The 23,365-nt window shown below is 57.4% G+C and carries 22 protein-coding genes; 6 read left to right on the forward strand and 16 right to left on the reverse strand.

Annotation, left to right across the window (positions count from 1 at the left end):
• Nucleotides 1-24: 24 nt before the first annotated feature.
• The 3 genes from thiS to nadA are packed head-to-tail and all read right to left on the reverse strand — an operon-like array spanning nucleotide 25 to nucleotide 2,170.
• A complete protein-coding gene (gene thiS / locus AC781_RS14120) occupies nucleotides 25-228 on the reverse strand; it encodes a sulfur carrier protein ThiS (protein ID WP_067777497.1) in 204 nt (67 codons plus the stop codon).
• The gene (locus AC781_RS10380; RefSeq protein WP_067777498.1) at nucleotides 225-1,235 is read right to left on the reverse strand and encodes an SAM-dependent methyltransferase; all 1,011 of its coding nucleotides are present in this window, start codon (nucleotides 1,233-1,235) and stop codon (nucleotides 225-227) included. The genes thiS and AC781_RS10380 overlap by 4 nt, the downstream gene beginning before the upstream one ends.
• 2 nt (nucleotides 1,236-1,237) lie before the next feature.
• Entirely contained in the window at nucleotides 1,238-2,170 is a 933-nt protein-coding gene (nadA, locus tag AC781_RS10385; RefSeq protein ID WP_067777499.1) for a quinolinate synthase NadA, read from the reverse strand.
• 251 nt (nucleotides 2,171-2,421) lie between these two features.
• Here nadA and AC781_RS10390 point away from each other — a divergent pair, with 251 nt between their 5' ends.
• The gene (locus AC781_RS10390; RefSeq protein ID WP_141675881.1) at nucleotides 2,422-2,931 is read left to right on the forward strand and encodes a PA14 domain-containing protein; all 510 of its coding nucleotides are present in this window, start codon (nucleotides 2,422-2,424) and stop codon (nucleotides 2,929-2,931) included.
• Between the two features lie 70 nt (nucleotides 2,932-3,001).
• Here the strand turns inward: AC781_RS10390 and AC781_RS10395 are convergent, their stop codons facing one another.
• From AC781_RS10395 to AC781_RS10410, 4 genes are all read right to left on the reverse strand, one after another.
• Entirely contained in the window at nucleotides 3,002-3,595 is a 594-nt protein-coding gene (locus tag AC781_RS10395; protein ID WP_067777501.1) for a manganese efflux pump MntP, read from the reverse strand.
• Between the two features lie 94 nt (nucleotides 3,596-3,689).
• Nucleotides 3,690-3,959 (reverse strand): GNAT family N-acetyltransferase, encoded by a 270-nt coding sequence (locus AC781_RS10400; RefSeq protein WP_067777502.1) that lies wholly within the window; start codon nucleotides 3,957-3,959, stop codon nucleotides 3,690-3,692.
• Nucleotides 3,956-4,549, reverse strand: coding sequence for a lipocalin family protein (locus AC781_RS10405; RefSeq protein ID WP_067777531.1), 594 nt, complete (start codon nucleotides 4,547-4,549; stop codon nucleotides 3,956-3,958). The genes AC781_RS10400 and AC781_RS10405 overlap by 4 nt, the downstream gene beginning before the upstream one ends.
• Before the next feature lie 135 nt (nucleotides 4,550-4,684).
• A complete protein-coding gene (locus AC781_RS10410; protein WP_067777503.1) occupies nucleotides 4,685-6,202 on the reverse strand; it encodes a sialate O-acetylesterase in 1,518 nt (505 codons plus the stop codon).
• Between the two features lie 212 nt (nucleotides 6,203-6,414).
• Between AC781_RS10410 and AC781_RS10415 the strand changes: the two genes are divergently transcribed.
• Entirely contained in the window at nucleotides 6,415-8,700 is a 2,286-nt protein-coding gene (locus AC781_RS10415) for a glycosyl hydrolase family 95 catalytic domain-containing protein (RefSeq protein WP_141675882.1), read from the forward strand.
• Nucleotides 8,701-8,820: 120 nt separating this feature from the next.
• Here the strand turns inward: AC781_RS10415 and AC781_RS10420 are convergent, their stop codons facing one another.
• Together AC781_RS10420 and AC781_RS10425 are read right to left on the reverse strand one after the other, a co-directional pair.
• Entirely contained in the window at nucleotides 8,821-10,119 is a 1,299-nt protein-coding gene (locus tag AC781_RS10420) for a vWA domain-containing protein (protein ID WP_067777505.1), read from the reverse strand.
• 20 nt (nucleotides 10,120-10,139) lie between these two features.
• Entirely contained in the window at nucleotides 10,140-12,431 is a 2,292-nt protein-coding gene (locus AC781_RS10425; protein ID WP_083076954.1) for a VIT and vWA domain-containing protein, read from the reverse strand.
• Between the two features lie 158 nt (nucleotides 12,432-12,589).
• Between AC781_RS10425 and AC781_RS10430 the strand changes: the two genes are divergently transcribed.
• Nucleotides 12,590-13,354, forward strand: coding sequence for a hypothetical protein (locus AC781_RS10430; RefSeq protein ID WP_067777507.1), 765 nt, complete (start codon nucleotides 12,590-12,592; stop codon nucleotides 13,352-13,354).
• Nucleotides 13,355-13,358: 4 nt separating this feature from the next.
• Here the strand turns inward: AC781_RS10430 and AC781_RS10435 are convergent, their stop codons facing one another.
• Both AC781_RS10435 and AC781_RS10440 read right to left on the reverse strand, forming a co-directional pair.
• Nucleotides 13,359-14,159: a hypothetical protein gene (locus tag AC781_RS10435; RefSeq protein ID WP_067777508.1), complete on the reverse strand. Its 801-nt coding sequence runs from the start codon at nucleotides 14,157-14,159 to the stop codon at nucleotides 13,359-13,361.
• A 315-nt stretch (nucleotides 14,160-14,474) separates the two neighbouring features.
• Complete coding sequence (locus tag AC781_RS10440) at nucleotides 14,475-15,221, reverse strand: hypothetical protein (protein WP_067777509.1); 747 nt, start codon at nucleotides 15,219-15,221, stop codon at nucleotides 14,475-14,477.
• 121 nt (nucleotides 15,222-15,342) lie between these two features.
• Between AC781_RS10440 and proC the strand changes: the two genes are divergently transcribed.
• A complete protein-coding gene (gene proC / locus AC781_RS10445; RefSeq protein ID WP_067777532.1) occupies nucleotides 15,343-16,155 on the forward strand; it encodes a pyrroline-5-carboxylate reductase in 813 nt (270 codons plus the stop codon).
• Here proC and AC781_RS10450 read toward each other — a convergent pair.
• The 4 genes from AC781_RS10450 to AC781_RS10465 all read right to left on the reverse strand — a co-directional run bounded on the left by AC781_RS10450 (nucleotide 16,146) and on the right by AC781_RS10465 (nucleotide 19,906).
• Nucleotides 16,146-16,832, reverse strand: coding sequence for an SWIM zinc finger family protein (locus tag AC781_RS10450; protein ID WP_067777510.1), 687 nt, complete (start codon nucleotides 16,830-16,832; stop codon nucleotides 16,146-16,148). The two genes, proC and AC781_RS10450, sit on opposite strands and share 10 nt — an antisense overlap.
• Nucleotides 16,833-16,916: 84 nt before the next feature.
• Nucleotides 16,917-17,843 carry an NAD-dependent epimerase/dehydratase family protein gene (locus tag AC781_RS10455; RefSeq protein ID WP_067777511.1) on the reverse strand — a complete coding sequence of 309 codons (927 nt, stop codon included), beginning with the start codon at nucleotides 17,841-17,843 and terminating at the stop codon, nucleotides 16,917-16,919.
• Nucleotides 17,844-17,897: 54 nt separating this feature from the next.
• Nucleotides 17,898-18,992, reverse strand: coding sequence for a phosphotransferase enzyme family protein (locus tag AC781_RS10460; RefSeq protein WP_067777512.1), 1,095 nt, complete (start codon nucleotides 18,990-18,992; stop codon nucleotides 17,898-17,900).
• A 5-nt stretch (nucleotides 18,993-18,997) separates the two neighbouring features.
• Nucleotides 18,998-19,906, reverse strand: a complete 909-nt coding sequence (locus AC781_RS10465; protein ID WP_067777513.1) for a nucleotidyltransferase family protein — start codon at nucleotides 19,904-19,906, stop codon at nucleotides 18,998-19,000.
• A 153-nt stretch (nucleotides 19,907-20,059) separates the two neighbouring features.
• Between AC781_RS10465 and AC781_RS10470 the strand changes: the two genes are divergently transcribed.
• Both AC781_RS10470 and AC781_RS10475 read left to right on the forward strand, forming a co-directional pair.
• Entirely contained in the window at nucleotides 20,060-21,127 is a 1,068-nt protein-coding gene (locus AC781_RS10470) for an AAA family ATPase (RefSeq protein ID WP_067777514.1), read from the forward strand.
• 18 nt (nucleotides 21,128-21,145) lie between these two features.
• The gene (locus AC781_RS10475) at nucleotides 21,146-21,937 is read left to right on the forward strand and encodes a hypothetical protein (protein WP_067777515.1); all 792 of its coding nucleotides are present in this window, start codon (nucleotides 21,146-21,148) and stop codon (nucleotides 21,935-21,937) included.
• A 50-nt stretch (nucleotides 21,938-21,987) separates the two neighbouring features.
• Here AC781_RS10475 and murA read toward each other — a convergent pair whose 3' ends face one another.
• Complete coding sequence (gene murA / locus AC781_RS10480) at nucleotides 21,988-23,271, reverse strand: UDP-N-acetylglucosamine 1-carboxyvinyltransferase (protein WP_067777516.1); 1,284 nt, start codon at nucleotides 23,269-23,271, stop codon at nucleotides 21,988-21,990.
• Between the last annotated feature and the right edge of the window lie 94 nt (nucleotides 23,272-23,365).

The following is a 23,365-nucleotide window of genomic DNA, read 5'->3' on the forward strand; positions in this document are numbered from 1 at the left end:
CATCGGGAAGGAAAGAATGGGCTTTCAGCCTCCGGCGCAGATGGCGATGAGTTCGAGCTTGTCGCCGGGGCGGATGATGGTTTCGCCGAAGGTGCGGGGGAGGACGGCGGAGCCGTTGAGTTCCGCGACGACGGGGCGGCCTGCCAGTCCGAGGCGGACGAGGAGGTCGCTCAATGTGGTTTCGTCTGCAAGGTTGTGTTCGATGCCGTTGACGGTGATGGTGTTCATTCGGGGTCTCTTTCCTGGATGATGACGTGGAAGTGGTCGCCGGGTCCCGGCTCGCTGACGAGGTAGCAATCGGCAGGGTTTTGCTTGTCCGCCTGCGGCAGCAGGTAGTCGCGCTGCGACATGGCGGTGATGCCGTCGTCGAGGCAGGAGTCTGCGATGCGGCGGAGGTCGGTGAAGTTGACGTCGCAGGTGATGTCGCATTTGCCGGAGTGGCGGAAGAGTTCGTCGCCCGTGAGGAGCTGGTGGGCGCGGTAGCCGCGCAGGGTGCCCTGCGGTTTGCGGTAGTAGAGTTCTTCGACGCAGTCGCCGTAGTCGATGGTGACAAAGGTGCCTGCTTTCCATGCCTGCAGGTTGTGGATCCATTGCTTGAGCCAGATATGGTAGGCTTCGTTGACTTCGACGCGCTGGCCTTCGATGCGCCACAGGTCGAGAGTGGTGGATTCCGGCAGGCTGGCGCAGGGCTTGGGCGTTTCGACGATGGCGCCGTCTTGTACGGAGAGGCCCAGTTCCATCCATTCTCCTTGTTGGAAGACGAAGCGGCGCGCCGGGAAGGCATCGGCGAGTTCGTTGCAGAAGATGAAGGCAGTGCCTCCGGCTTTGGACAAGGCTTTTTCGATGGTGGGGTGGATGCGGGCGAAGTTGCCGACGGCGAGGCTTTGGAGCGCGCGCAGGGTCGGCGAGCGGTCGACGATGTAGTAGCGCGTGCGGATGCGTTCCCAGAAGCCGAGTTCGCGGGAGATGGCATTGGCGAGGTCGCCGTTGCCGCCGCCGATTTCAATGAGGGGGATGTTTTTGCCGAGGCGTTTGCAGGTTTTGCGCCAGTGGGCGACGAGGGTGCGCGCGAGCAGGGGGGAGAGGGTGGCCGAGGTGGAGAAGTCGCCGCGGGCGCCGATGTTCTGGATGGATTCGCTGTAGTACCCTTCCTGCGGGTCGTAGAGAGCGAGTTCCATGTAACGGTCGATGGGCAGCCATCCGCCGTTGGCGGCGATGTGTCGGACGATTTTCACGGTCAGAGGGAGAGGTCGAGCATGCGCTGGAGGGGGGCGTGGGCGCGGAGGCGGAGTTCCTCGGGGATTTCGATGCGGGGACTGAGGCTGGCGAGGGCGTCGCGCAATTTTTCGAGTGTGTTCATTTTCATGTACACGCATTCCCCGCAGGAGCATTGCGGCGTGGAAGCAGGGATGAATTCCTTGTCAGGGACGAGTTTGCGAAGGCGGTGGAGGATGCCCGTTTCGGTGACGATGATGAAGCGGGCGGCATCGCTTTCCCTGCAGAATGGGATCATTTTTTCGGTGGAGCAGATGTGGTCTGCGAGCAGGCGGACGGGTTCCGTGCATTCGGGATGGCAGACGACGAGAGCGCCGGGATGGGCGGCTTTGAGGTCGAGTATCTGCTGGCGGGTGAATTCGAGGTGGACGTGGCAGGCTCCGTTCCACAAGGTCATTTCACGGCCGGTCTGGCGGCTCGTCCATGCGCCGAGGTTCTGATCGGGGACGAAGAGGATGGGCCTGTCTTTCGGGGCTTTTTCGATGATGGTTTTGGCATTGCCGGAGGTGACGATGACATCCGCGAGGGCTTTGACGCCAATGGAGCAGTTGACGTAGGCGACGACGTAGTAGTTCCTGTCCGCATGTTCCTTCAGGAAGCTTTCGAGTTCGCCGGCGGGGCACGAGGCTTCGAGGGAGCAGGCGGCATCCGCATCGGGCAGGATGACGGTTTTCGTCGGGTTTAGGATGCAGGCGGTTTCGGCCATGAAATGGACGCCGCAGAAGGCAATGACGTCGCAATCCGTTTCCTGCGCCTTGCGGGCCAGTGCGAGGGAATCGCCGACGAAGTCGGCCAGATCCTGGATTTCCGGGCGCTGGTAGCTATGTGCCAGTATGACGGCGTTCCGTTCCTTTTTCAACCGGAGAATTTCCTCCCGGAGGTCGAGTGTTCCCATGCGCCAAAGAGTAGCAGAGCGGCCTTTCAGGGTCAAGGACGACTCACGGCTTCGCCCGGCCGTGAAAATGAACATGGAGCCCGCTCCTGAGCATTCAGGGTGTGAGGCATTCATCGACGGTAGGAAAAAGATGCCCGTTCAGGCATTAATATCCATTCATATTGAATATGTTGAAAATATTTTATGTTTTGCTACTCTCGTGGCATGCACAACGTTGTGCATTGTTACAAATCGAACAAAACAAGAAAACAATGAGTACTGAAATCAATTATCATCTTGGAGAAAATTATTATCCCCTCGAATTCCAGAACGATCCCGGTTTCGTGATCGAGACGCATCCCGACCAGCCGTTTATTCCCATTCGCATGGGTGTCGACGGTTATGATACCGAATACAACGGCTATATCAAGATTGCGGAGCCCGGCAAGTATCACTTTATGGTCGAAGCCGATGATGCGGCGACATTCAGGATTTTCGGCAAGGGTGCCTGCATGGTATCCGCCGGCAGACTGAGCGCTTCCCCCATCCTTACTCTGCCGGATATGGCGGCAGGTTTCTACAAGGTGCAGGTGGAATACTCCAATGCCTATTACAACCCCGTTTCCATGAATGCTTCCGCTCTCAAGACGAGCATGACCGGTCCCGGCGAAGAACAGCCGCTGCCTGGCGATTACAGTGCGGGCGGTACGGATAACCGTAAGTTCTCCCCCTCTCCGGCAGCCGTGTTTCTTCTGATTTCCGAAGCTGTACCCAAGGTATAACGGAGGCGCAGAGTAAACTCTGTGCATGAATGGTCAACGGTATCCGTCGCATGGCGGATACCGTTTTCCTTTATCCGATGTGTTGGCACAGGGTGTTGATACCCAGCCCTATGAGGGTGAGGCCGGCTGCCGTTTCCAGCCATTTGGTCGGCAGGTGCCGGACGGAGTGGGAAAGATGGAAGGCGATGACGGTGCAGAAGAAGGTGGTCAGGCCGATGATGCCGGCTGGAGGAAGAATGGTCTGGTAGTGGTAGCCTTCGGCCGGGTTGACCATGCAGGCGATGCAGGCGCCGATAGCGAGGGCATCAATGCTGGTGGCCAGTCCCACGATGAAAAGCGAACGGGCGGAAAGGGATGCATCCCGCAGGGAAGGATCTTCATCTTCTCCTTGGCCGAGCCATGTGTTGCGCAGGATGGAGAGGCCGAGCAGAAGGAAGACGATGAAGGCGATCCAATGATCCCATGCTTCCACATAGGGCCGGATTTTTCCCGCGCCGAAGAAGCCGATGATCGGCATGCCCGCCTGAAATGCTCCCGTAACGATCGCCAGAATCACCGAGTTTTTCATGCGGCTGTGGCGCAGTACCAGGCCGTAGGAGAAGGCGAAGACGGCAGCATCGACGGAGAGAGCGAGCGCGATCAGGAATATCTCGGAGAAATCCATGGGACGCCGAGTGTAACGGTATCGGCGGAGGATAGGAAGTCCAAAATGGATGTCTCCAATGGAATTCTCCGTTTTATGGTGAAGCGGTTCGTATTCAGGATGCCGGTTTCAGATAGTCGGGGTGCCGCTTGAGCCATGCGGCCGCATAGGAGCACGAGCCGCGGAGAGCCAGTTGGCGGCTCCGGGCATAATCGTAGGCAGTCTGCACCAGTGCGGCGGCAATGCCTCTGCCTTCCAAAGGGGCAGGCACGCGCGTGTGAATGATGTCGAATGTACCGGGGCTGATCCGGTATTCCACACAGGCCGTGTGTCCTTCGATGACCGTGTCGAAGCAGTGTTGTGCGTGATGGTGGGTGATATTCATGGGTTGCCTGAAGGTGAATGGGTTTCGGCGGATGGACGAATTTTGTGCTGGGGAGTCCAGTACAGGCGCGATGTATCGTATCCCCGCGCTTTGGCGCGGTCGAGCAGGTATTCCTTCGTATCTTCGGGAAGCTCGGCCGTGCGGCTCAGGATCCAGAGGTATCGGTCGGAGCTGCTGCCGATGAGGGCGAAGGAATAATGTACTTCATCCAATTCCAGAATGTAATAATCGGACGAGACGAGAGGGAAGAAGGATACCTTGAGCCTGCCGGGTTCGAGCGGGTCGGGCTGGCTCGCTTTGCCCGCGATGGTTTTGTGGGTGCCGTCGAATGAGTGTTCGTAACCGCTGTTGAGTACCTGTATTTTACCGTTCGGCAGCAGGCTGTATTCTGCGGTTACTCCGACGAGGCCGCGTTCGAAGCGATGGTCGAAACGGGCGATTTCATACCATCGGCCCATGTATTTGTTGATGTCGAGCTTGCGGACCGATCGGGTGTCTATATCGGTTCTGCTGCTCCGGCATCCTGACAGAAGCGGGATGGAGAGCAGGGCGCACAGGGGAAGCAGAGCTGTGATCGTCAAGGGTTTCATGGCTTTACGGAATTGAGACACCAAAGTCTGCCGATTTGTTGCCTGGAATTTGTTTTTCGAGTGGATATCAAATAAAAAATCCATGGTTCCGGCTGAGGGAACCATGGATGAAGTGCGGAGAAACGGAGAAGGCCGTTATTTGGGCTGGCCGAGAGCTGTGGAGAACGGCACCGCTGGCAGATTGTCCTTGTTGACCAGATTCGGTTCAAGGAAGGTGGCCCATGCATATCGGGCATGGACGGGGTTCTGAACCTGCGGGGCTGTCAGTTTGACGGTATTCCCTTCGATCACAGCCGTAGCCGGATGGAATTTTTTGTCTTTCCCGGCTATTTCGAATCCTCGTGGCGCCTGCCCGTCCGTAGTTTTCATGCCATCCGCATGTTTCATCCGGATGGTCAGAGATGCTCCGGCGGCGGCTTTCTGTTCCATGGCGGGGCCGGAGTACGGCAGATCCTTGCCGTAGAAACGGGCTGCCGCCGTATGGGCAAGGCGCGTACCCACTTCCGTTTTACTCGGCGGATGCACGTTGCTGTTGGTGGAACCGAGGTCGATTGTGGTGACGCTGGCGACGTTTGGCATGGTGGCGGCGATTCCATCCTGAACGGCTCGGAATTCGGGCCAATAGGCACGGACGGCACTCTTGTCGTTGATGCGGGGAAGCTGTACCATGACGAACGGCAATTCCGCATTGCCGAAGGCTTGCCTCCACGAGGTGATCAGGTCGCGGAGAAGGGTGGCGTTCTGCTTCATGTCCTGTGCTTCGGCATCGGTTTCACCTTGGTACCATATGATGCCGTTGACGGGGAGCGGTGCGATCCATTCGATGCCGGAGCTGTACAGGAAGCCGGGCTTGTAGGGGTGCATGGGTTCTCCGGAAGAGAGGGTCTGGGCGATGTTCTGTTTGGCACGGCCGCGAGCCCAAGGTGAAATGAGCGGGCTTTCCAGCCATTTGTTGCCCCGGCAGGAGGAATAGAAAGGTTTCTTTTTCAGGATGGAATCTGGAATCCATGCAGCCATTTCCGAACCGCCGAGTGAGGAATGGATGATGCCGACCGGTACATTGAGCTCCTTTTGCAGAACATTGGCAAAATGGTAGGCGACGGCCGACATGCGAGGCGCACTCTGCGGCGAGTTGACGGCCCATTGTCCGGTATAGAACTGGTCCTTGGTCAGCTTGGCGCGATCGGCATCCTTGTAGGCGGCGGGATTGGTGTGCACCTGCGGTTCGTTGTGCAGGATGCGGATTTGCGCGTTGTCGGCTTTCTGGATGGCGTTTTTGCCTTCGGGCGTCTGGTTGAGTCTCCAGAGCATGTTGGATTGGCCGGAGGCGAGCCATACTTCACCGATGAGAACATCGTCAAGTTCGACCGTGTCCTTGCCCTGGGTGACGGTCAGTTTCTGACCCGTCTTGTTGGCTTTCATCGGTTTCAGTTCGGCTTTCCATTTGTTGCCCGTCCGCATGGCGGGGACGGTCTGGCCGTCGAACCTGACGACGATTTCACCTGACGCATCGGTCGTACCGCTGATGGGAACGGCCTTGCTCTGGGGCAGTACCATATGGGAGCCATAGACCCGGTCGAACTGGGGAGCCGCCCACGCGAGACCGGACGCAGCCAGCAGAAGGAGTGTTGTGCAGAAGGTATGTGCTTTCATAGAAAAAGATATTTGTCACGGGGCGCCCACGATGTGGACATCTGGTTTACCCCGTACTTTCTGCATTATGGCGCGGAAGAATCTCCAAGTCAAGCACAAGGGTGCCTCGGGCAACCCTGTTTTTTCTGTTCCTGGAAATGCATGCGAATTATTTCGTTTTTTCTTGACGAGCCGAGGGCTTTCAATATGATACTTCGAATACAATTGTTGCCATGCCTATGTTTCGTTCCTTCCTCTTGTCGCTGATGTTGTTGCCTCTTTCTCTTTCCTCTCCTGCCGCCCAAGAATCCGGCAAGCCTGCAACAGGAGTGAAGAGCAATACAGTGTCGGATGCGGTGGACTGGCCCGCTTTCATGTCTCGCAATGATTCCGTCTGGAAGGCATTGCCGGGTTCTTGGGTGGCAGCTCCGTTTCTGGGGAACGGCATGCTCGGTATGATGGTGTACAAGGAGAACGAACGCAGCCTGCGTTTCGATCTTGGCCGTGGGGACGTCCAAGAAAAAAGGCCTTTGGATCTTGATGTGCTTTTTTCCCGAGCCCGTCTCCCGATCGGCCATTTTTCTCTGGCTACCAAAGGCCGGATTACCGAGTGCGACTTGCGGCTCGATCTCTGGAAGGCGGAATTGCGCGGCGAGGTGATGACGGATGCCGGTTCTTTGAAGATACGGGCTTATGTGCACGCGGAATTGCCTTTGATGGTGATCGAGGTATTGCCGCAGGGTGGTGAAGAAGAGGGGGCGTTCGAAATGAAGCCGGCACAGGCCATTTCTCCCCGCTGGCTGAAGAAAGGGCTGCCCAAGGCGGGCAACGCTTCCTATCCGAACAACCCCGCAGGCAGGCAATCCGTGGTGGACGGCGTGACCGTATGGGAACAGCCTCTGTTGCCCGACGGTGTGGTGACAACGGCTTGGAAGAGGCAAAAGGACGATCAAACGACCCGCTTTCTGGTGAGCATCCGGCATGCCTATCCGGCAGGAAATACGACGAAGGATGCCGTGGACGGCGTGAACAAGGCTGCCGCGCAACCGGTAGCACATCTGGACAGGGTACATCAGGACTGGTGGTCGTCCTATTACCGGAATGCTTTCGTTTCCCTGCCTGATTCGTACTGGGAATCTTTCTACTGGATGCAGATGTACAAGCTGGCATCGGCCGGGCGTGCGGGAGGCATGCTGATCGATACGATGGGGCCCTGGATACAGCCGACCGCATGGTGCGGAACATGGTGGAACCTCAACATCCAGCTGACTTATTGGCCCGCTTATGTCGGCAACCGCATGGTGATTGCCGATTCCCTTAGGCTGGGCATGCGCCGCAACAGGCAGAACTTCATCGACTCCGTGCCGGAACAATACCGCAAGGATTCGGCTGCCGTTTTCCGATGCACGGGGCAGGAAGGATTGGCTCCGACCGGCTATCCCGGCAACGGGAAGAAAGAGAAGGATTGCGAAGTGGGAGACCTGATCTGGGCCTGCCATAACCTCTGGTTGCAATACCGCGTCACCATGGATGAAGCCATTCTGCGTGAAGATGTATATCCCATCCTGAGGCGTGCGGTGAATTATTACCTCCACTTTATCGAAAAAGGGCCGGATGGCAAGTGGCACATTCCCGTGACGCATTCTCCCGAATACGCGGACAGTTACGATGCTACGTACGATTTGTCCCTGTTGAAGTGGGGATGCCAGACATTGTTGGAAGCGGCTGATATTCTGCATATTCAGGACCCGCTGAAAGACAGTTGGAAGGATGTGGCTGACAATCTGACTCCCTACCCGCAGGACGACAAGGGCTACCGCATTGGACGCGACGTGCAGTTGACTTCCAGCCATCGCCATTTTTCCCATCTCCTGATGGTTTATCCGTTGCAGACGGTCGATTCCCGAGATCCCGCCGAGGCGGAGCTGATTCGCCGGTCTCTGAAGCATTGGCACAGCTTCAAGGGAGGTCTGCAAGGGTATTCCTTTACAGGCGGCTCTCTGATTTCTTCCATGCTGGGCGATGGTGAGGGAGCTTACAGATACCTGCAAGGCTTGAAGCCCTATGTGACCCCTTCGACCATGTATTCCGAAGGGGGACAGCCCGTCATCGAAACTCCGCTGTCTGCGGCCCAGTCCATTCATGAAATGCTGCTGCAGTCCGGCCGAGGAGTCATCCGTATTTTTCCGGCGATGCCGAAAGCTTGGCCTGATGCCGTCTTCCGCGATCTGCGGGCTGAAGGAGGTTTCCGCATTGCTGCCGAGCGAAAGAATGGAAAAACCGAATGGATATCCATTACCAGTGAAGCCGGGCAGCCGTGCCGCATTGTGCATGGTCTCGGAACCGGGGTGCAGTGCAAGGGTGCCGCGGTGCGCGATCTGGGGAATGGCCTCGTTGAAGTAAACCTGCCGAAGGGAGGTTCGGCCATCCTGCATGGTGCAGGGACTCCGGTTCCTGCGGGGCGGATTGCCCCGGTGCAACCGTCAGGTCCGGCCAATCCTCTGGGATTGAAAAAGTGAAGCTTCTCTTCTGCCGCGAGGGCATGGAAAGGATTTGATCTGACCCGGAGTGCGGCGTCAAAAAACAAGGGAAGCCACTGTTGCGGCTTCCCTTGGACACGAAAAGATCAAGGGATGGCTTTATGGCGCAGACGGGGTTTCCGGCTGTGAGGAAGTCGCCTGTTTTTCGAAGCGGAAATTCTTGTTTTTCGCCTGGTTTCTGACGGTTTCGAGAATAGCGTCGTCCAGCGTTTTTTCTCTGGTTCCTGCATCGGATTGTTTTTTGCGGTAATCCGATATCCATTGAGCGCGTTTGCCGCTCAGCTCCTGCACCTGTTTTTGGAGGTTGTTTCGTTCCTTGGATTTTTCGGAAATGTAATCCTTGATTTCCTGTTCCGTTTTGCCTTTGAGTTCGTCGGGCAGGTTGTCTGCTCCGCCGATGGAGTCAAGCGTGAAGGTATCCGGATTTTCAAAGCGGTCGACGAGATCCCAAGACGTGTTGCGGTAGGCCACTTTGCTGGCTTTGGCGGACGCACGCGATGCGGCCGCTCCGTAACCGATGCCGGCGGCATTGGAATCCTGCATCGCTTGGTTATTCAGTCGCATCTCTTGCATAGTCCGGCTGCCGTAGGCAAGATACGTCTTGTTCAGAGCTTCGCTCAAGGAGGCTAGTTCCTTGTCCATGGGCGTTTCCGGATCGGGCGGTGTCGAGTTCTGGTCGATGCTGGCGTAAGTGCCGTCGGCCTGCCGGGCCGCCGTTTTCCAGAGGATTGCATCTACGTCGTTCATGGAGCCGCAGTAGATCGTATTGACCGTGATGCCGTTTTCGAGGGCCGTTTTCAGAGCTCCCTTGTAGGTGGGTTCTTTGGCCTCGACTTTCGATGAATGGTTTTTGCCGGAGATGCTGTTCAGCTGATTTGTTTCGTACGAAGAGCCTTTCTCCTGATCGAAATTTTCATTGCCGGCGATGAATACAAGCTTGAGGGCTTCGGGATCGTCCTTGTTCCACGCGAGTTCGCGGGTAGCTTGCGCGATGACGTCTCCGCAGAGTTCGGTGCCACCGGACGTCTGGAGGGCGAAGAGTTGTTCCGATACGGCATCGAGATCGTCCGTAAAAGGCAAAACCTGCCGTATCCACCCGGATTCGACGGGAAGGCGGGAATTTCCGTATTCGTACAGGGCGATCTGGATATTAGGCAGTTGTCCGTTTTGGCGCGCGAGCGTCAGTTCGTTGACGATTTTCCAGATTTGTGCGCGAGCCTGGTTGATCAGTCCGTCCATGCTGTTGGAAGTATCCAGCAGGATTGCGAGCTGAATGTTGGCTTTGGGTGCCTGTTTCGGAGCGAGAACCGAGGTTGCCGCCGCTTCGGGATTGCTCTGAGCCTGTGCGGTGATGCTGCACAGGGCGAGTCCCGCAAGGAATGTCGTGATGTGGTTCATGATGGGGGGTGTGTTTGTTGTCAGGGTGTGATCGTGTTTTGGAGGAGAATGAATTCATCGCCGAGCCGGATGTTGACGGAGCCGTCGAGGGCGAGCAGGGATTGCCTGTTTTCGGAGATCAGGCGGTCGGCTACTTTCATGTATTCGGAGGTGCCGATCTGGACGATGCGGTCGTAGCGGGGAGCCATGTTCTGATCGGGGGATTGCTGGACGACGCTGTTTTCCACCCAGACGCCTCCTTGCTTGAAGTAGGCGTTCTGCGCCAATTGCGCGATGGTGTCCGCCTCGCGGGCCGATCCGTCCGCCGTATTACGGGCATTGCGCTTGTTCTGGATTCTCTGTTCGTTCATGTCCGCGATATTGCCCTGTTTGGAAACGGCTCCCATGCCGCTTCGCTCCTGTACGGCAAAACCGCTCCATGCGGAAGCCCGGAGATGGGGATCCGAAAGCCGCAGCGGCGTGCCTGCCGGATGGGCGGCACGGCTGCCGTCGTCTGCAAAGAAGGAGGTGAAATCGGACATGATGCCGAATTCGATGGAGAGGCGGATGATTTCTTCGATGATTTCTTCGATGATTTCTTTTGTTTTCGGATCGCGCTGCAAGGCGGCGATATCCTGCATGTTGGCCCCCATATCCGTCAAGGCGGCTTGAAGTCGGCCTATTTGGCGAGACGCCCAAAGACGGCCGACAAAATCGTCCCGCTGGGTGGAGATACGGCCGGGATCGACCGTGAAGGGGATATCGATGCGAATGCCATCCGGGCGGGTGGCCTTGACGAGGATGTTGAAGGGAGAGGTGCCCTTGTAGGTGCCCGTGACGAGTGCGGGCAGGCCGTTGTAAATATCGCCGATGGTGGATGGAACCATATCTCCGGTGCGCGAAACATCGCCCGGAAGAGTGAGTTCGACATCGGCCAGCACCGGTCCGCCGAGCCGCCGGAAGAGGGAAGCCATTTTCGTCTCTACATCTTCCTTCGGCAGAATGTACGTGGGAACGGCTCTCGAGGTTTCGGCCATATTGCGCAGGAGTGGCGCGTTGACGTCTTCTCCGACGCCGACGGTGAAAATGCGCCTTTTGCCGGGATTATGGGAAGCTGCCAATTGCAGAATGGCTTTCTCCGAAGTCGTTCCGATCGTGGGCATTCCGTCCGTCATGAAGATGACGAGGGGCAGTGTGCCGTTTCGGACGGGCGGGGCAAGGGCCTGTTTCAGGGCTTCGTGGATGTTGGTTCCTCCCCGGGCATTCATGCCGTCGATCCATTCGAAGGCTCTGCGTTCCTGCTCCGGAGTTTTGAGAACGGGCTCGTGGGAGAAAGGCTCTACACCTTCGTTGTAGGTGATCAGGTTGAAGGATTCTCCTTCCTGAAGCCCGGCGATGATTTGCTTGACGGATTCTTTGACCTTGTCGAGTTTGTCGCCCCGCATGCTGCCGGATCTATCGATCACGAGGGTGATTTCCCGGGGAATGGCTGCTGCTTTGGCATCGGAGGTAATGGAATCTCCTCCGATCATGAGCATGAAATAGCCGTTTTTTGGATTTGCCGAATCCGGGCAGGCATAAACCGTTGTTTGCGGTATGCCGAGGGTCGGCGCTGCTCCCTGCCATGATAGGCGGAAAGCTCCCGGATTGTGGTTCCTGGCTGCAGGCAGGGTGAGTACGGTTGTGCCGTTTTGCAGCGCTGCCGTTTCCATGTCGTGTGTCGGAGAGTAGACATTGGTACAAGGAGGCGCTATTTCGGCGCGAATTTGCCATTCCGTATTCTTTTCCAATGATTCTGAGCGGGGAAGGATATAGTCGAAGCGGCCGTTTTCCGGCGAGACGACTTGATCGTACACGATGGTGAGAGTGACTTCGGAGCGGGCCGGAACAGGAAACACGCTCGTGCGGATGGCTGCAAAGCCGGCGAATTCCAGCAGTGCAGGATCCAGGGCCCTCGCCACAATGGAATCGTACAATCTGCGCGCTTCCTGTGCGGGAAGCAGGGACGCCGTGTATTTACCTTGTCCGTTACCGTAGAAAAACCCCTTGACGATGGCTCCTTCCGGTACAGGGAGGAGCAGTTCCGCTTCTGTATTTGCTGCTCCGGAATTGCGGACAGTCAGCGTTAATTCGGTTTGAGCCCGGTTGCCTTCGATGCTTATGCGGGCGGTGGCTCTGGAGATTTCGACGGGGATTCGAACGGCTCGCGGCATGATGACTCTCCGCGGCGTAATGGTCACGGGAGGATCGTAGGATGATTGGGCTTCGAGGATGGGAGCGCCGACGCATGCAGCAATGGCCATCCAGCAGGATAATGGGGGTATGGCGGACATAAGGGATGAGGGATAGTATGTTTTTAGTGTATATGATGTTGCGTGTCAATGATTCTTTTTCCATTTCATACGCGATTCTATCAATGGAATCCGACGATGCTTGAGAATGCATCGTGTTATGCCGCGGCATTTGATGGAAATTATTTCTCCCGTTGAATATGAGCGTTTTGAATGTCGACTTTTCAATTGACAAAGAACAAGGACGGGCTATGATGGCGATGATGAACGTGTCTGATATGATTATCTGCATGCTGACTCTGTCCTGTACCGTTACCGGGGCGCAGGCGGGAGGTTCCGGAACTCAACAGCTTGATACAAGGCAGGCGGCGCATGATGTGCAGCGTGCGCAAGCAAGATTCCAGAGCGGGCTGGCTTCTTTTGCCGATGTGTTGGAGGCGGAAAAGAATCTGCTTTTAAACAAACGGGATCAGGCTGCAAGCTTGAAGGATAAAATCGATGTACAGCGTGAATTAATCGAGTGCCTGAAAAAGACAAGAGACATGATGCGCGAGCAGTACCAGGCGGGGAGTGATGCAGACGAGGCTTTGCGGGCGGAAATCGAATATCTTGATGCCAAACGCTGCCTGTCGTACATGGAGAATTCGGTGGAGCTGGACAATGTGCTGGTCGCAAGGTTTCAACTCAAACAGGCTCAATACAACGCCGGATGGGCCGCAATCGATGATGTTCTGTCTGCACGGGAAGAATTGATTCTGCATCGGCGTGATTTGGCTGTGAATGCGAACGAGCGTCTCAGGTTGCAACGCGATTTGACCGCTCTTTTGCAGAAGGAATACGAACTGCAGCAACAGAGGCAGGATTCAAGCGTTGCAGAAGGCGGCAGCCGTCTTCTGCATGAATGTGAACAGCGGCACCGTGACGCTGTCGAGGAGTTGAAACGTATGGAGACGGCGGCCGGCTGACCGGTCAAGGGGCTTGTTTGGTCTTTTGAGTCTGCTCCCGAAGGTTCTTCAGATCATCCGTCACATCGAAATAGATCATTTTGGTTCCGTTCTTCGTGCGGATTTCGATCCGGTCGTACATTCTGCCGGATTTGCCGCTCAGCAGAGATTGGTTTTCTGCCTGGCAACCGGGATATACGGAATCCAGATAAAGGTTTTCTTTGGCGACGGCATCGTAGCCATGCGGCGAATGGAGGCGAATGGCCGTTTCCATACTCAGACCGTTGCCGCCGCTGAAGGTGGCGGACTGCTCCTGCATGAAGCGGTCGTGCCGTCGGCGTTCTTCGTCGCTCTGCGTGGTGGAATGTTCCGGGATTGTGGTCGATGCGGAGTCTTTCGTTTCCTGTGCGCGATCTGAAAGCGTATCGAGGAGATCGGAGAGAGTGGGATACGGTTCAAGAGCCGTTTGCAGGGATGTACTTCCGTAGCAGTTGTTGGCGAGCAGAGGCCGGGCACAGGCGGAGTATTCCTTCTGAAGCCTCTCATGAATGGCCCGATAGGAGGAAGCGATGTTCATCAGTTCCTCCGCATCAGGTGGTTCCAGTTTATCCATGCTTTGGAAGGCCTTGCATATCGCTTCGTAACTGGCAGGGATTTTTTGCGCGGCGGCATCGGCGCTCGGTTTGTCCTGCACCGTTTTCAGGACGGCGATGTGTTCGTCGATGCACTTGTACAAATGCAGCAGGCTAGCCGTGTGTTCCGGTCCGGCCAAGGCTGGAGCGCAAACCACGAAGCCGGGAATAAGGATATGATAGGGAAGTTTCATCAATGTAACGGGATAGAAAGGGTAGGATATGATTGTTTTTTGTCGGTTCAGCCGGGAAAGGATTTACACGATCGTGCGAACATCGATTCTTTTTTAAAATAGACGGTTTTTACTTGGAGTCAAGTTGAAAATGATAGAATTTTATATTTTATGATGTATTGGAAGGTAATGGTTATTCCGAGTTTTCAGTAGAAAATTTTCCGAAGAATGCCTGAACGGTAAAATTTTCGTTCTGGTAGGTCCTTTGCCACCTGCAATCGAAGCCTGCCATGCTGATACAGGGCAAACCATTGATGAATCAATATTTGGAAGGATTTATTCCTTGCTGTTTTCTTCCAGCATTTTGTTCAATTTGAGCAAGTCGGCCGTGATATCGAAGTAGAGGGTTTTGGAACCGTGTTCGGTATGGATGACAATCTGGTCGTATATTTTACCGTCTTCCCCTTGAATGAGGGTCTGGAGGCCTTTGGTGCTGCCGGGGTAGACGGTAGACCAGTACAGGCGTTCATTGGGAACGGCATTGTATTCTCCCGGCGAATGAATGATGACGGCTGTTTGCATGCTCATGCCATTGCCTCCACTGAAGGTATCGGCATGCTTTTTCATGAATTCGTCATGGCGGCGCTGTTCGTCGGCATCCAATGTTTGAGGTGCCTGTTGCGGGATGCCTTCCGCTTTTTTGGTGGGTGCGCCGACGCCATTCTCAAGTGCTCCACGCAGTTTTTCGCTTTGGTACCAATTGTGTGCGGCAATATCGTTGGCTGTTGCATCAATCTCCTCAAGCAACGCAACGATAACCGGTGTTTGGGCTTCAAAGATGGCTTCTTCCTCTTTCGATTGCGGTGCACGCATGGCCTTCAGATTATCGGTGACCCGTTTTTCGGCGTCCCTGATTTTTTCCGCAACGGCATCGGCGCTTGCACGATCTTTCACGCTTTGAAGGTGTTTGAGGAATTGTTTCATGGATTGTTGTACCTCTTCGTGTTGATTTTTATAGTCCTGCGAGGCAATGGCGCAGGAAGAGATGCAGACGATACATACGGCAGATGGGATGATTTGCATAGCGACTAGATCATAGACTGCATGATATTTCGATGTCAATCCATTAGTGGTGGTGAGCGATTTTGCGCGACACGATCATGTTAGGCTTTTTTTATGGTGCGGCATGTGCTATGATCATGCCATGATGAAATTGGGTGTGATCGGTTGCGGCCAGATGGGCCGTGCTTTGCTGGGGGGGATCCTCAGGGCGTGTGTGGTGCGCGAAGCGGATGTGTACCTGTTCAACAGGACGCCCGAAGCGTGCAGTCAAATCGTGCGGGAGTTTCCCTCTGTGCATGTGTGCGGCTCCATCCGTGAGATGGCAGCTCTGGCTGATATGGTGATTCTGTCCGTAAAGCCCGCAGGAGTGTGCTCTGCTTTGGCGGAGTTGGCATCTGCCGAAGGGAAGAAGCCCTGCGTGCTGTCGATCGCCGCCGGGGTGACTCTGGCGACGATGCAATCCTGTGCGCCGGAGTTGCGCATGGTGAGAGCGATGCCGAATACGCCCGCGCTGGTGGGCATGGGTGCTTCTTCGTTCTGCGGTGGCAGCCTGGCGACGCAGGATGATTTGGCGGCAGCCCGCCGCTTGCTGGAAGCCGTCGGCATTGCCGTCGAGCTGCCGGAGGAGAAGATTCACGCGGTGATCGGAGTTGCCGGGTCGGCTCCCGCCTATATGTTCACGATTCTGGATGCGATGGCGGATGCCGGAGTATCGCTCGGTTTGACGCGTGGAGATGCCCTGAAGCTGGCGACGCAGACGATGCTGGGTTCCGCCCGGCTGGTGCAGGAGTCCGGCAGGCATCCGATGGAATTGCGCGATGCGGTGACTTCGCCCGGAGGGACGACGATTGCTGCGCTGAATGCAATGGATGCACACAATTTGCGCTATGCCGTGATTGCCGGGGTGCGCGAAGCTGCCCGCAAGAGCGAGGAGATGTCGCGCGGTCAAAGCTGATCGAGGTCGATGCCGAATGTGCGGCTGAGCGAATCCGTATCGAAGTCTTCCGCACTGGCGATTTCGGGAGCCTTGCCGACGAGGTCGTCCAGCGTGACGGATCTCAGCAGGAAGAGCAGGGAAGGGTCGCCGTCGATCAAGGTTCCGGCTGCATAGACGGCGGCGGCGGCGTGGGGGCATGGTTCGCTCCAGTCGGGGCAGGTGCAGCTCATGCGCCATTCTTCTGGAGCGGGCAAGAGCCCGGTATCCGGATCGCAGAGTTGCCGGAGGAGCGCATCGTCGAGTTTGCCTTCGAGGAGGGAAATGTGGGAGTCGATTTTTCCGGCGCAGGCATGGCGGATGGCATCCATGCGTTCTTCATCGAGGGGGGTGAGATCGATGCGGATGTCGTAGAGGCGTTCGCCCATGACTTTGCCGTGAACGGTGCCGGGCGCCAGTTCGAGATCCAGCACGCAGCCGTGGCGCAGCAGGGAGCGGCCGGGTGCGAGAGCGAGGCCGCTTTCTTCGCAGCGGGCAAGATGTTTCATCCATGCGAAGCCCCAGAAATGCGATGCAAGCTTCCGAGTCGTGTTGACGACTGGATGCAGGATTTCTCCCCCGGTCTGCATGTCTGCAAGCAGGTGGGCGGCGCGCTTGCCGAGTTCGGCATAGGTTGGGCGGCGTTCGTCGTCTTCCATAAAGATGCGATGGGGGAAGTGGCGATGCAAAGGGGGCTTACGGCCATGCCATAAGCCCCCGGATTTCCTTGCGGGAAGGAGAGGTTACTTGCCGAGGATGCCCTTGAAGTATTCGAGGGTGGTGGCGAGTCCTTCGGCGAGGGTGTGCTTCGGCTGCCATCCGGCATGGCGGAGTTTGTCGGAGGAAGCACGGGAGTGCTTGACGTCGCCGGGGCGTTCCGGAGCATACAGTACCTTCGAGGAGGAACCGGCCGCCTTGATGATGTTCTGGGCGAGTTCTTCGATGGTGATCTGGCCGCCGTATCCGGCATTGAAGACGCCGGTGACTTCGGGATGTTCGGCCGCGAAGGTGAGGGCTCCGACGATGTCCTTGACGTAGATGAAGTCGCGGGTCTGGGATCCGTCGCCGAAGACGGTGATGTCTTCGCCCTTGACGGCTTTTTCGATGAAGATCGGCACGGCGGCGGCATAGGCGCCCTTCGGGTCCTGGCGGGGGCCGAAGACGTTGAAGAAGCGGATGGCTGCTGTGTTGATTTTGCCTTCGGCGCGGAACATGTTGAGGTAGTATTCGCCGTCGAGCTTGGTGATGGCGTACGGGCTCTTGGGTTCCGGGTACATGGTTTCGAGCTTCGGCACGGTGGGGTTGTCGCCGTAGATGGCGGCGGAGGAGGCGAGCACGAGTTTCTTGACTCCGGCAGCGGAGGCTTCTTCAAGGACGTTGAGGAGGCCGTTGCAGTTGATGTCAATGCATTCGGAGATTTTACTCATGGATTCCGGCACGGAGACGAGTGCGGCCATGTGGAAGATGTAGTCGACGCCCTGTACGGCCTTGCGAACGGTTTCACGGTCGCAGATGGAGCCTTCGATGAAGGTGATGTTGAGGCCGTCGAGGTTCTTCTTATAGCCTGTGCGGAGGTTGTCGAGTACGCGGATTTCTTCGGCGATGCCCTGGTAGTGTTCGGCGATGTGGGAGCCGATGAATCCGGCTCCGCCCGTAATGAGGATTTTCATGATATGAGGAGATGAAGAGAGCGCCCGGAGTTTCCTTCGGGCGCCCGGTTGGTGTTATTTGGAGTCGACGAGGCGCTGCATGGCGTCCATCTGTTTTTCGATGGATACGACGAGCGCCATCTGGGTACGGCAGCGGTCGAGGTTGTGCTCGGGGCGCTTGATCTTGAAGTACACGTCGCCGGAGAGGTAGTCCGTGAGGAAGCGGATGCCGCATTCCATCGTGAGGAGCTTGCCGGAGAACGGAAGGAGGCTCTTTTCCAACGGGGTGAGGAAGGACTTGGCCGTGTCGAGGTAGCCTTCGACGAGGGCTTCGAACATGAACATGCGGCAGGTGACGAGGGAGGTGTCCTTTTCGTCTTCGGCGGCCGGAGAGGTCGCCGTGCGCACCATGTCGCCGAAGTCGTAGATGGCGGAGCCGGGCATGGTGGTGTCGAGGTCGATCACGCAGATGCCTTCGCCCGTTACATCGTCGAGCATGACGTTGTTGAGCTTCGTGTCGTTGTGCGTGCAGCGCAGCGGCAGTTCGCCGGAAGCGAGGTAGTTCACGACGATGTGGCAGTCTTCATCGCGGGAGAGGTACCAGTCGATTTCCTTCTGCACTTCCTTGACGCGGCCCAACGGGTCGGCCTTGATGGCAGCCTTGAGCGCGTTCATGCGGCTCGTGGTGTTGTGAAAGTCCGGGATGGTTTCGAAGAGCGGTTCTCCGGGAAGGTCGGCCGTGAGCTTCTGGAAGTTGCCGAAGGCACGGGCGGCTTCGATGCACTGCTTCGTGGTTTCGATGGTGTCGTAGGTGCGGGCGCGTTCGATGAACGGGTACACACGCCAGACGTTGCCTTCTGCATCCTGCACGTACGGCTTGCCGTCCTTGCCGGGGATGAGGGTGAGCGTGCGGCGGTGCGCTTCGGGGCAGCCTTCTTCGAGCAGGCGTGCAAGGGCGTGGTCTGTCACGCGCTTGACGTTGTTCATCAGCGGAATGGGCTGCTTGAAGACGTTCTGTGCGAGGCGCTGCAGGATGTAGCGGACGCGAAGGCCGGCCTGATCCACCCAGACGCAGTACGTGTCGTTGATGTGGCCGCTGCCGTACGAGTACCCGTGCACGAAATCGGCACGGAGGTCGAACATGTTCGAGATTTGACGAAGGTCGTGCATGGCGATCAGTCGAGTTTAGCGGGATAGACTCCCTGGTTGACGAGTTCCTGAATGCCGGCGACGACCATGGGCTTGTCGCTCGGGTAGGTGACGCCGAGCCAGTTGGCCGTGGTTTTGATGACGGAGCAGTCGGCGCGGTCGCTGTTGATGAGTTCGTCCACGACGGTGGGAATGTAGCATTCACTCTTGAGTTCCTTGCCGTGCTTGGAGAGGAATTCGGTGAAGTGGGCTTCCGTGAGCTGGATGAAGGAGGGGTTGAAGCACCAGAAGTTCATGGAGACGAGTTCTTCCGGATCGACGGGGAGGCGTTCTCCGGCGAGGTTGTCGCCGCGTACGACGCCGTCGTCGTCAGCCTTGATTTTGACGAATTCTTCGACGCCCGTGAGGTAGCCGTCCTTGATGGAGCAGATGCCGCGGTTCACGTCGCCGTTGTCGGAGAGCGTGTTCTTGAGCGGGTAGCCGATCATGCCGTAGTGGGCCTTGCCGGGTTCATCGGCGATGGTGCTGAGGAATTTGGCGGCCTTTTCAAAGGCGTCGGCGCCGTAGAAATCGTCCGCATTGACGACGGCAAAGGGTTCGTTGACGACGTCGCGGGCGGCGCGGAGAGCGTGCGCTGTGCCCCAGGGCTTTTCGCGGCCTTCGGGTACGGCATATCCTGCGGGCAGGTCGTCGAGGGCCTGGAATGCGTAGTCCACTTCGATCTTGTCGGCGAAGCGGCTGCCGACCTGTTCCTTGAAGACTTGCTCGAAGTCGCGGCGGATGATGAAGACGACTTTGCCGAATCCGGCACGGATGGCGTCAAAAACGGAGTAATCCAGAACAACTTCGCCGTTGGGGCCCATCGGATCCAACTGCTTCAGGCCGCCGTAGCGGCTGCCCATACCTGCTGCGAGAACAAGGAGTGTAGGTTTCATATGCGGGTTCCAGTATCTACCGGTTCGCCGTTTTTTGCAATTCTAAACTTGTTACACGGGCGAATTTTGCGGTGTCCGGAGCGGATTGCGGGCAATGGATTTGGCGATTCCTGTCTTGCGGGGGCGTATGTTTTCCTGTATACTTGCTGCCATATGATACGCACGCTGGATGTGGAAGGCTTCACGTTGTTTCCCGACCGGGAAGTTTTTCATTTTGTGAAGGGGATCAATGTGGTGGTCGGCGGCAATGATTCGGGCAAGAGCCATTTGATGAAGCTGGCGTATGCGGCGACCAAGTGGAGTGCGGGAGGCGGCAACAAGGAGCTGCCGAAGCTCTGGGCCGAGGAGAATCGGCTGCGGCTGGCTTTGATGCGGGTGTTCGGTGCGCGGGATTTGTCCGGCCTCACGGCAATGAACCGAGGCAATGCCCGCGCGCATGTGCATGTGAGCATGGAGGGGGAGGGAGTGCCTGCCGGATCGGGAGAGCTGCTTTTTTCGTTCGAGGCGAACCACGAGGAGGAGGGGTTGCATATCGAGGAGATGCCCGCCCGTTTCGTGCGGGAGAATGTGGTGTTCCTTTCCGCCCGCGAGATTCTTTCCATTTATCCCTGCTACATGCAGGTGGGCAAGCGGTACCCGGAGCTGCTGGACGGTACGTCGTGGGATTTGTGCCGCCATTTGGAGGAGGTGCCCGAGGAGGCGTTGTCCGATGTGCACATGCAGCGCGTGCTGGAGCGCATCGAGAAGATTCTTTCCGGTACGCTGCTCAGGATGGACGGCCGGTTCTACCTGAAGCGGCCCGGCCAGGAGCCGATGGAGATGAGCCTGGTGGCCGAGGGGTTCAAGCGGCTCGGCACTCTGGGCATGCTGATCAAGAACGGCGTGGTGCACCGGGGATCGGTGCTGTTCTGGGATGAACCGGAGATGAATTTGAATGCGGGGTATCTGCCGCGCATCGTCAAGCTTCTGCTGGAAATGGCCAAGGGAGGGGTGCAGGTGATTCTGAGTACGCACAGCCTGTTCCTGCTGCGTGAGCTGGTGATGCAGCTGGCCGAAGATCGGAATGCGCAGGTGAAGCGGCATTTCTTCGGGCTGCAGGTGCCGAGCGAGAACCGCTGCGGCGTGCGCATGAAGCAGGGCGATACGTTGGATGAGGTCGGGCCTTTGGCTTCGCTCGAAGCCGAAGTGGAGCAGGCGGACCGGTATTTGAAGATGTCCTGAAGAGGAGACGGCGTATTCATGTTCGAGACGGGAGAAAGTTTTGTCGAAGGCGTGCACCGCTTCAATTTTGAGGTGGGTTACCATGTATGCCGATTCGAGTGCTCGGATTTCTATTCCCGGCAGGCGCAGAATTTCTGCACGAGCTGCAAGGAGATGGATTTTCTGCTGTACCATCCGGGCAGGAAGGATCTGTGGCTGATCGAGGTAAAGGATTACCGCTTCGATGCGCGGCCGAAGGTGCGGGAGCTGGTGGATGCCCTCTGCCGCAAGGTGAGGGATACGCTGTTCCTGCTGCGGACGGCGGCGGTTGCCGCTCCGCAGGAGTATCCGGAGGAGGGGACTTCCCTTCGGAATTTCGCTCGGATGAGCATGCGGGCGACGAAGCTGCATGTCGTGTTTCTGATCGAGCTGAAATCGGAAGGCGTGTTCGGCGGCAGCGGCCTGCTGGCGACGATCAAGGATCTGCTGGCTCGGGAGATCCGGTTCATTGATCCGCACATGGTGTGTGTGCCGATTACGCGTTCCGCCGGAATGGGGCCGTGGAAGGTGACTCCGGCCATGGGCGGCGAGCACAGCGCACGGGTGGAAAAGCGCATCCGCCATGTGCAGGCGTTGAATTTGCGGAAGAAGGAGGAGAAGATGCGGCAGCAGGCTCTGGAAAGAGTGCAGGCGGTGGAAGAGCGGAAAATCAGGGAGCCGATGTGGAAGCGGCGGCTGGCCGAACGCGAAGCAGGGTTGCCGGGCAACCACGAGGCGCGCCGCCGCAGGAGGCGGCATGTCCACCGCAGGGAGGATCGGGAAGAAGAATAAAGGCATGCCGATTCGGCATGCCTTTGATTCGGGAATGTAACCGGAAGTTCTTACGGTTCGAGGTCTACGCTGCGTTTGACGGCGGCTCCGATGGAGAGGAGTTTGTCCGCAATCATTTCATAACCGCGGTCGAGGTGGTACAGGCGGCGGATTTCCGTGGTGCCTTCGGCTGCCAGAGCAGCCAGTACGAGGGCGGCGGATGCCCGGAGGTCGGAGGCCATGACGGGTGCGCCGGAGAGTTTTTCGACCCCGGTGATGATGGCGGTTCCCTGATCCACCTTGATGTCGGCGCCCATGCGTTTGAGTTCGGAGCAGTGCATGAAGCGCTGCGGGAAGATGGTGTCCTTGACGATGCTGATACCGGGCGTGAGGGCGAAGAGGGCAGTCATCTGCGCCTGCATGTCCGTCGGGAAGCCGGGATAGGGCGCGGTGGTGATTTTTCCGCTTTTCCAGTCCTTGGAGGGGGTGATGGTGACGGTGTCGCCTTCTTCGTTGAATTCGAGTTTATGGCCGCATTCGGTGAGGAGGCGGGAGATGTCCTGAATGTGGTCGCGGCAGACGTTGCGAAGGGTGACTCCATCTCCCATCAGGGCAGCGGCGACCATGAAGGTGCCCGTTTCGATGCGGTCGGGAATGACGGTGTGAACGCAGCCATGGAGTTTTTCGACCCCGGTGATGGTGATGCGGCTGGTGCCCGCACCCTCGATTTTGGCTCCCATGTTGTTCAGAAAGTTGGCGAGATCGACGACTTCAGGTTCGCAGGCGGCTGATTCGATGACGGTGGTGCCTTCCGCCAGTACGGCGGCCATCATGAGGTTGTCCGTGCCGAGTACGGTCGGGCCGTTTTCGCCGCGAAGGTCCACGGTGGTTCCCTTGAGGCCGTTCGGGGCATGGATATGAAGATTGCCCTGGTGGATTTCGACCTGGGCTCCGAGCGCCTGGATGGCGCGAATGTGAAGATCGACGGGGCGGTCGCCGATGACGCAGCCTCCCGGCAGGGGCAGGGTGCATTTGCCGAGGCGGGCCATGAGGGGCCCCATCAGGCAGATGGAGGCGCGCATTTTCCGGACCTGTTCATACGAGGCGGAAGAGCTGATTTTGTCCTTGGTGCACTGGATGCGGGCGATGCCGCTGGAGCGTTCGACATCGGCTCCGAGCTGCAGCAGAATTTGCAGCATGTAGTTGGCGTCCGAAACGTCGGGAACGCGGCAGATGTGAACAGGCTCGTCCGTCAGAAGCGACGCGGCGAGAATGGGTAAGACGGCATTTTTCGATCCTCCGATACTGACGGCTCCGCGCAAGCGGTATCCTCCGTGTACAATAAGCTTTTCCATGTGATCCTCGTGTTGGGCGTGGAGTATAGTGAATGCCCCCGGCTCCTGCAAGCCTAATATTGGATAGGGACGATCCGGAGAGGCGGCCTGAGGC

This window comes from Neoakkermansia glycaniphila, from assembly GCF_001683795.1.
Taxonomy (GTDB): domain Bacteria; phylum Verrucomicrobiota; class Verrucomicrobiia; order Verrucomicrobiales; family Akkermansiaceae; genus Akkermansia; species Akkermansia glycaniphila.

Bases quoted from the DNA above. Each gene is read 5' to 3' on its own strand.
- AC781_RS10455 (WP_067777511.1), bottom strand. From the start codon at position 17,843: ATGAAAATCCTCATTACGGGCGGAGCCGGATTCATCGGCTCCCACATC.
- AC781_RS10465 (WP_067777513.1), bottom strand. From the start codon at position 19,906: ATGAAACCTACACTCCTTGTTCTCGCAGCAGGTATGGGCAGCCGCTAC.
- AC781_RS10460 (WP_067777512.1), bottom strand. From the start codon at position 18,992: ATGCACGACCTTCGTCAAATCTCGAACATGTTCGACCTCCGTGCCGAT.
- AC781_RS10475 (WP_067777515.1), top strand. From the start codon at position 21,146: ATGTTCGAGACGGGAGAAAGTTTTGTCGAAGGCGTGCACCGCTTCAAT.
- AC781_RS10415 (WP_141675882.1), top strand. From the start codon at position 6,415: ATGCCTATGTTTCGTTCCTTCCTCTTGTCGCTGATGTTGTTGCCTCTT.
- AC781_RS10420 (WP_067777505.1), bottom strand. From the start codon at position 10,119: ATGAACCACATCACGACATTCCTTGCGGGACTCGCCCTGTGCAGCATC.
- AC781_RS10395 (WP_067777501.1), bottom strand. From the start codon at position 3,595: ATGGATTTCTCCGAGATATTCCTGATCGCGCTCGCTCTCTCCGTCGAT.
- thiS (WP_067777497.1), bottom strand. From the start codon at position 228: ATGAACACCATCACCGTCAACGGCATCGAACACAACCTTGCAGACGAA.
- AC781_RS10450 (WP_067777510.1), bottom strand. From the start codon at position 16,832: ATGGAAGACGACGAACGCCGCCCAACCTATGCCGAACTCGGCAAGCGC.
- murA (WP_067777516.1), bottom strand. From the start codon at position 23,271: ATGGAAAAGCTTATTGTACACGGAGGATACCGCTTGCGCGGAGCCGTC.
- AC781_RS10410 (WP_067777503.1), bottom strand. From the start codon at position 6,202: ATGAAAGCACATACCTTCTGCACAACACTCCTTCTGCTGGCTGCGTCC.
- nadA (WP_067777499.1), bottom strand. From the start codon at position 2,170: ATGGGAACACTCGACCTCCGGGAGGAAATTCTCCGGTTGAAAAAGGAA.
- AC781_RS10435 (WP_067777508.1), bottom strand. From the start codon at position 14,159: ATGAAACTTCCCTATCATATCCTTATTCCCGGCTTCGTGGTTTGCGCT.
- AC781_RS10430 (WP_067777507.1), top strand. From the start codon at position 12,590: ATGAGCGTTTTGAATGTCGACTTTTCAATTGACAAAGAACAAGGACGG.
- proC (WP_067777532.1), top strand. From the start codon at position 15,343: ATGATGAAATTGGGTGTGATCGGTTGCGGCCAGATGGGCCGTGCTTTG.
- AC781_RS10425 (WP_083076954.1), bottom strand. From the start codon at position 12,431: ATGTCCGCCATACCCCCATTATCCTGCTGGATGGCCATTGCTGCATGC.
- AC781_RS10400 (WP_067777502.1), bottom strand. From the start codon at position 3,959: ATGAATATCACCCACCATCACGCACAACACTGCTTCGACACGGTCATC.
- AC781_RS10470 (WP_067777514.1), top strand. From the start codon at position 20,060: ATGATACGCACGCTGGATGTGGAAGGCTTCACGTTGTTTCCCGACCGG.
- AC781_RS10440 (WP_067777509.1), bottom strand. From the start codon at position 15,221: ATGCAAATCATCCCATCTGCCGTATGTATCGTCTGCATCTCTTCCTGC.
- AC781_RS10390 (WP_141675881.1), top strand. From the start codon at position 2,422: ATGAGTACTGAAATCAATTATCATCTTGGAGAAAATTATTATCCCCTC.
- AC781_RS10405 (WP_067777531.1), bottom strand. From the start codon at position 4,549: ATGAAACCCTTGACGATCACAGCTCTGCTTCCCCTGTGCGCCCTGCTC.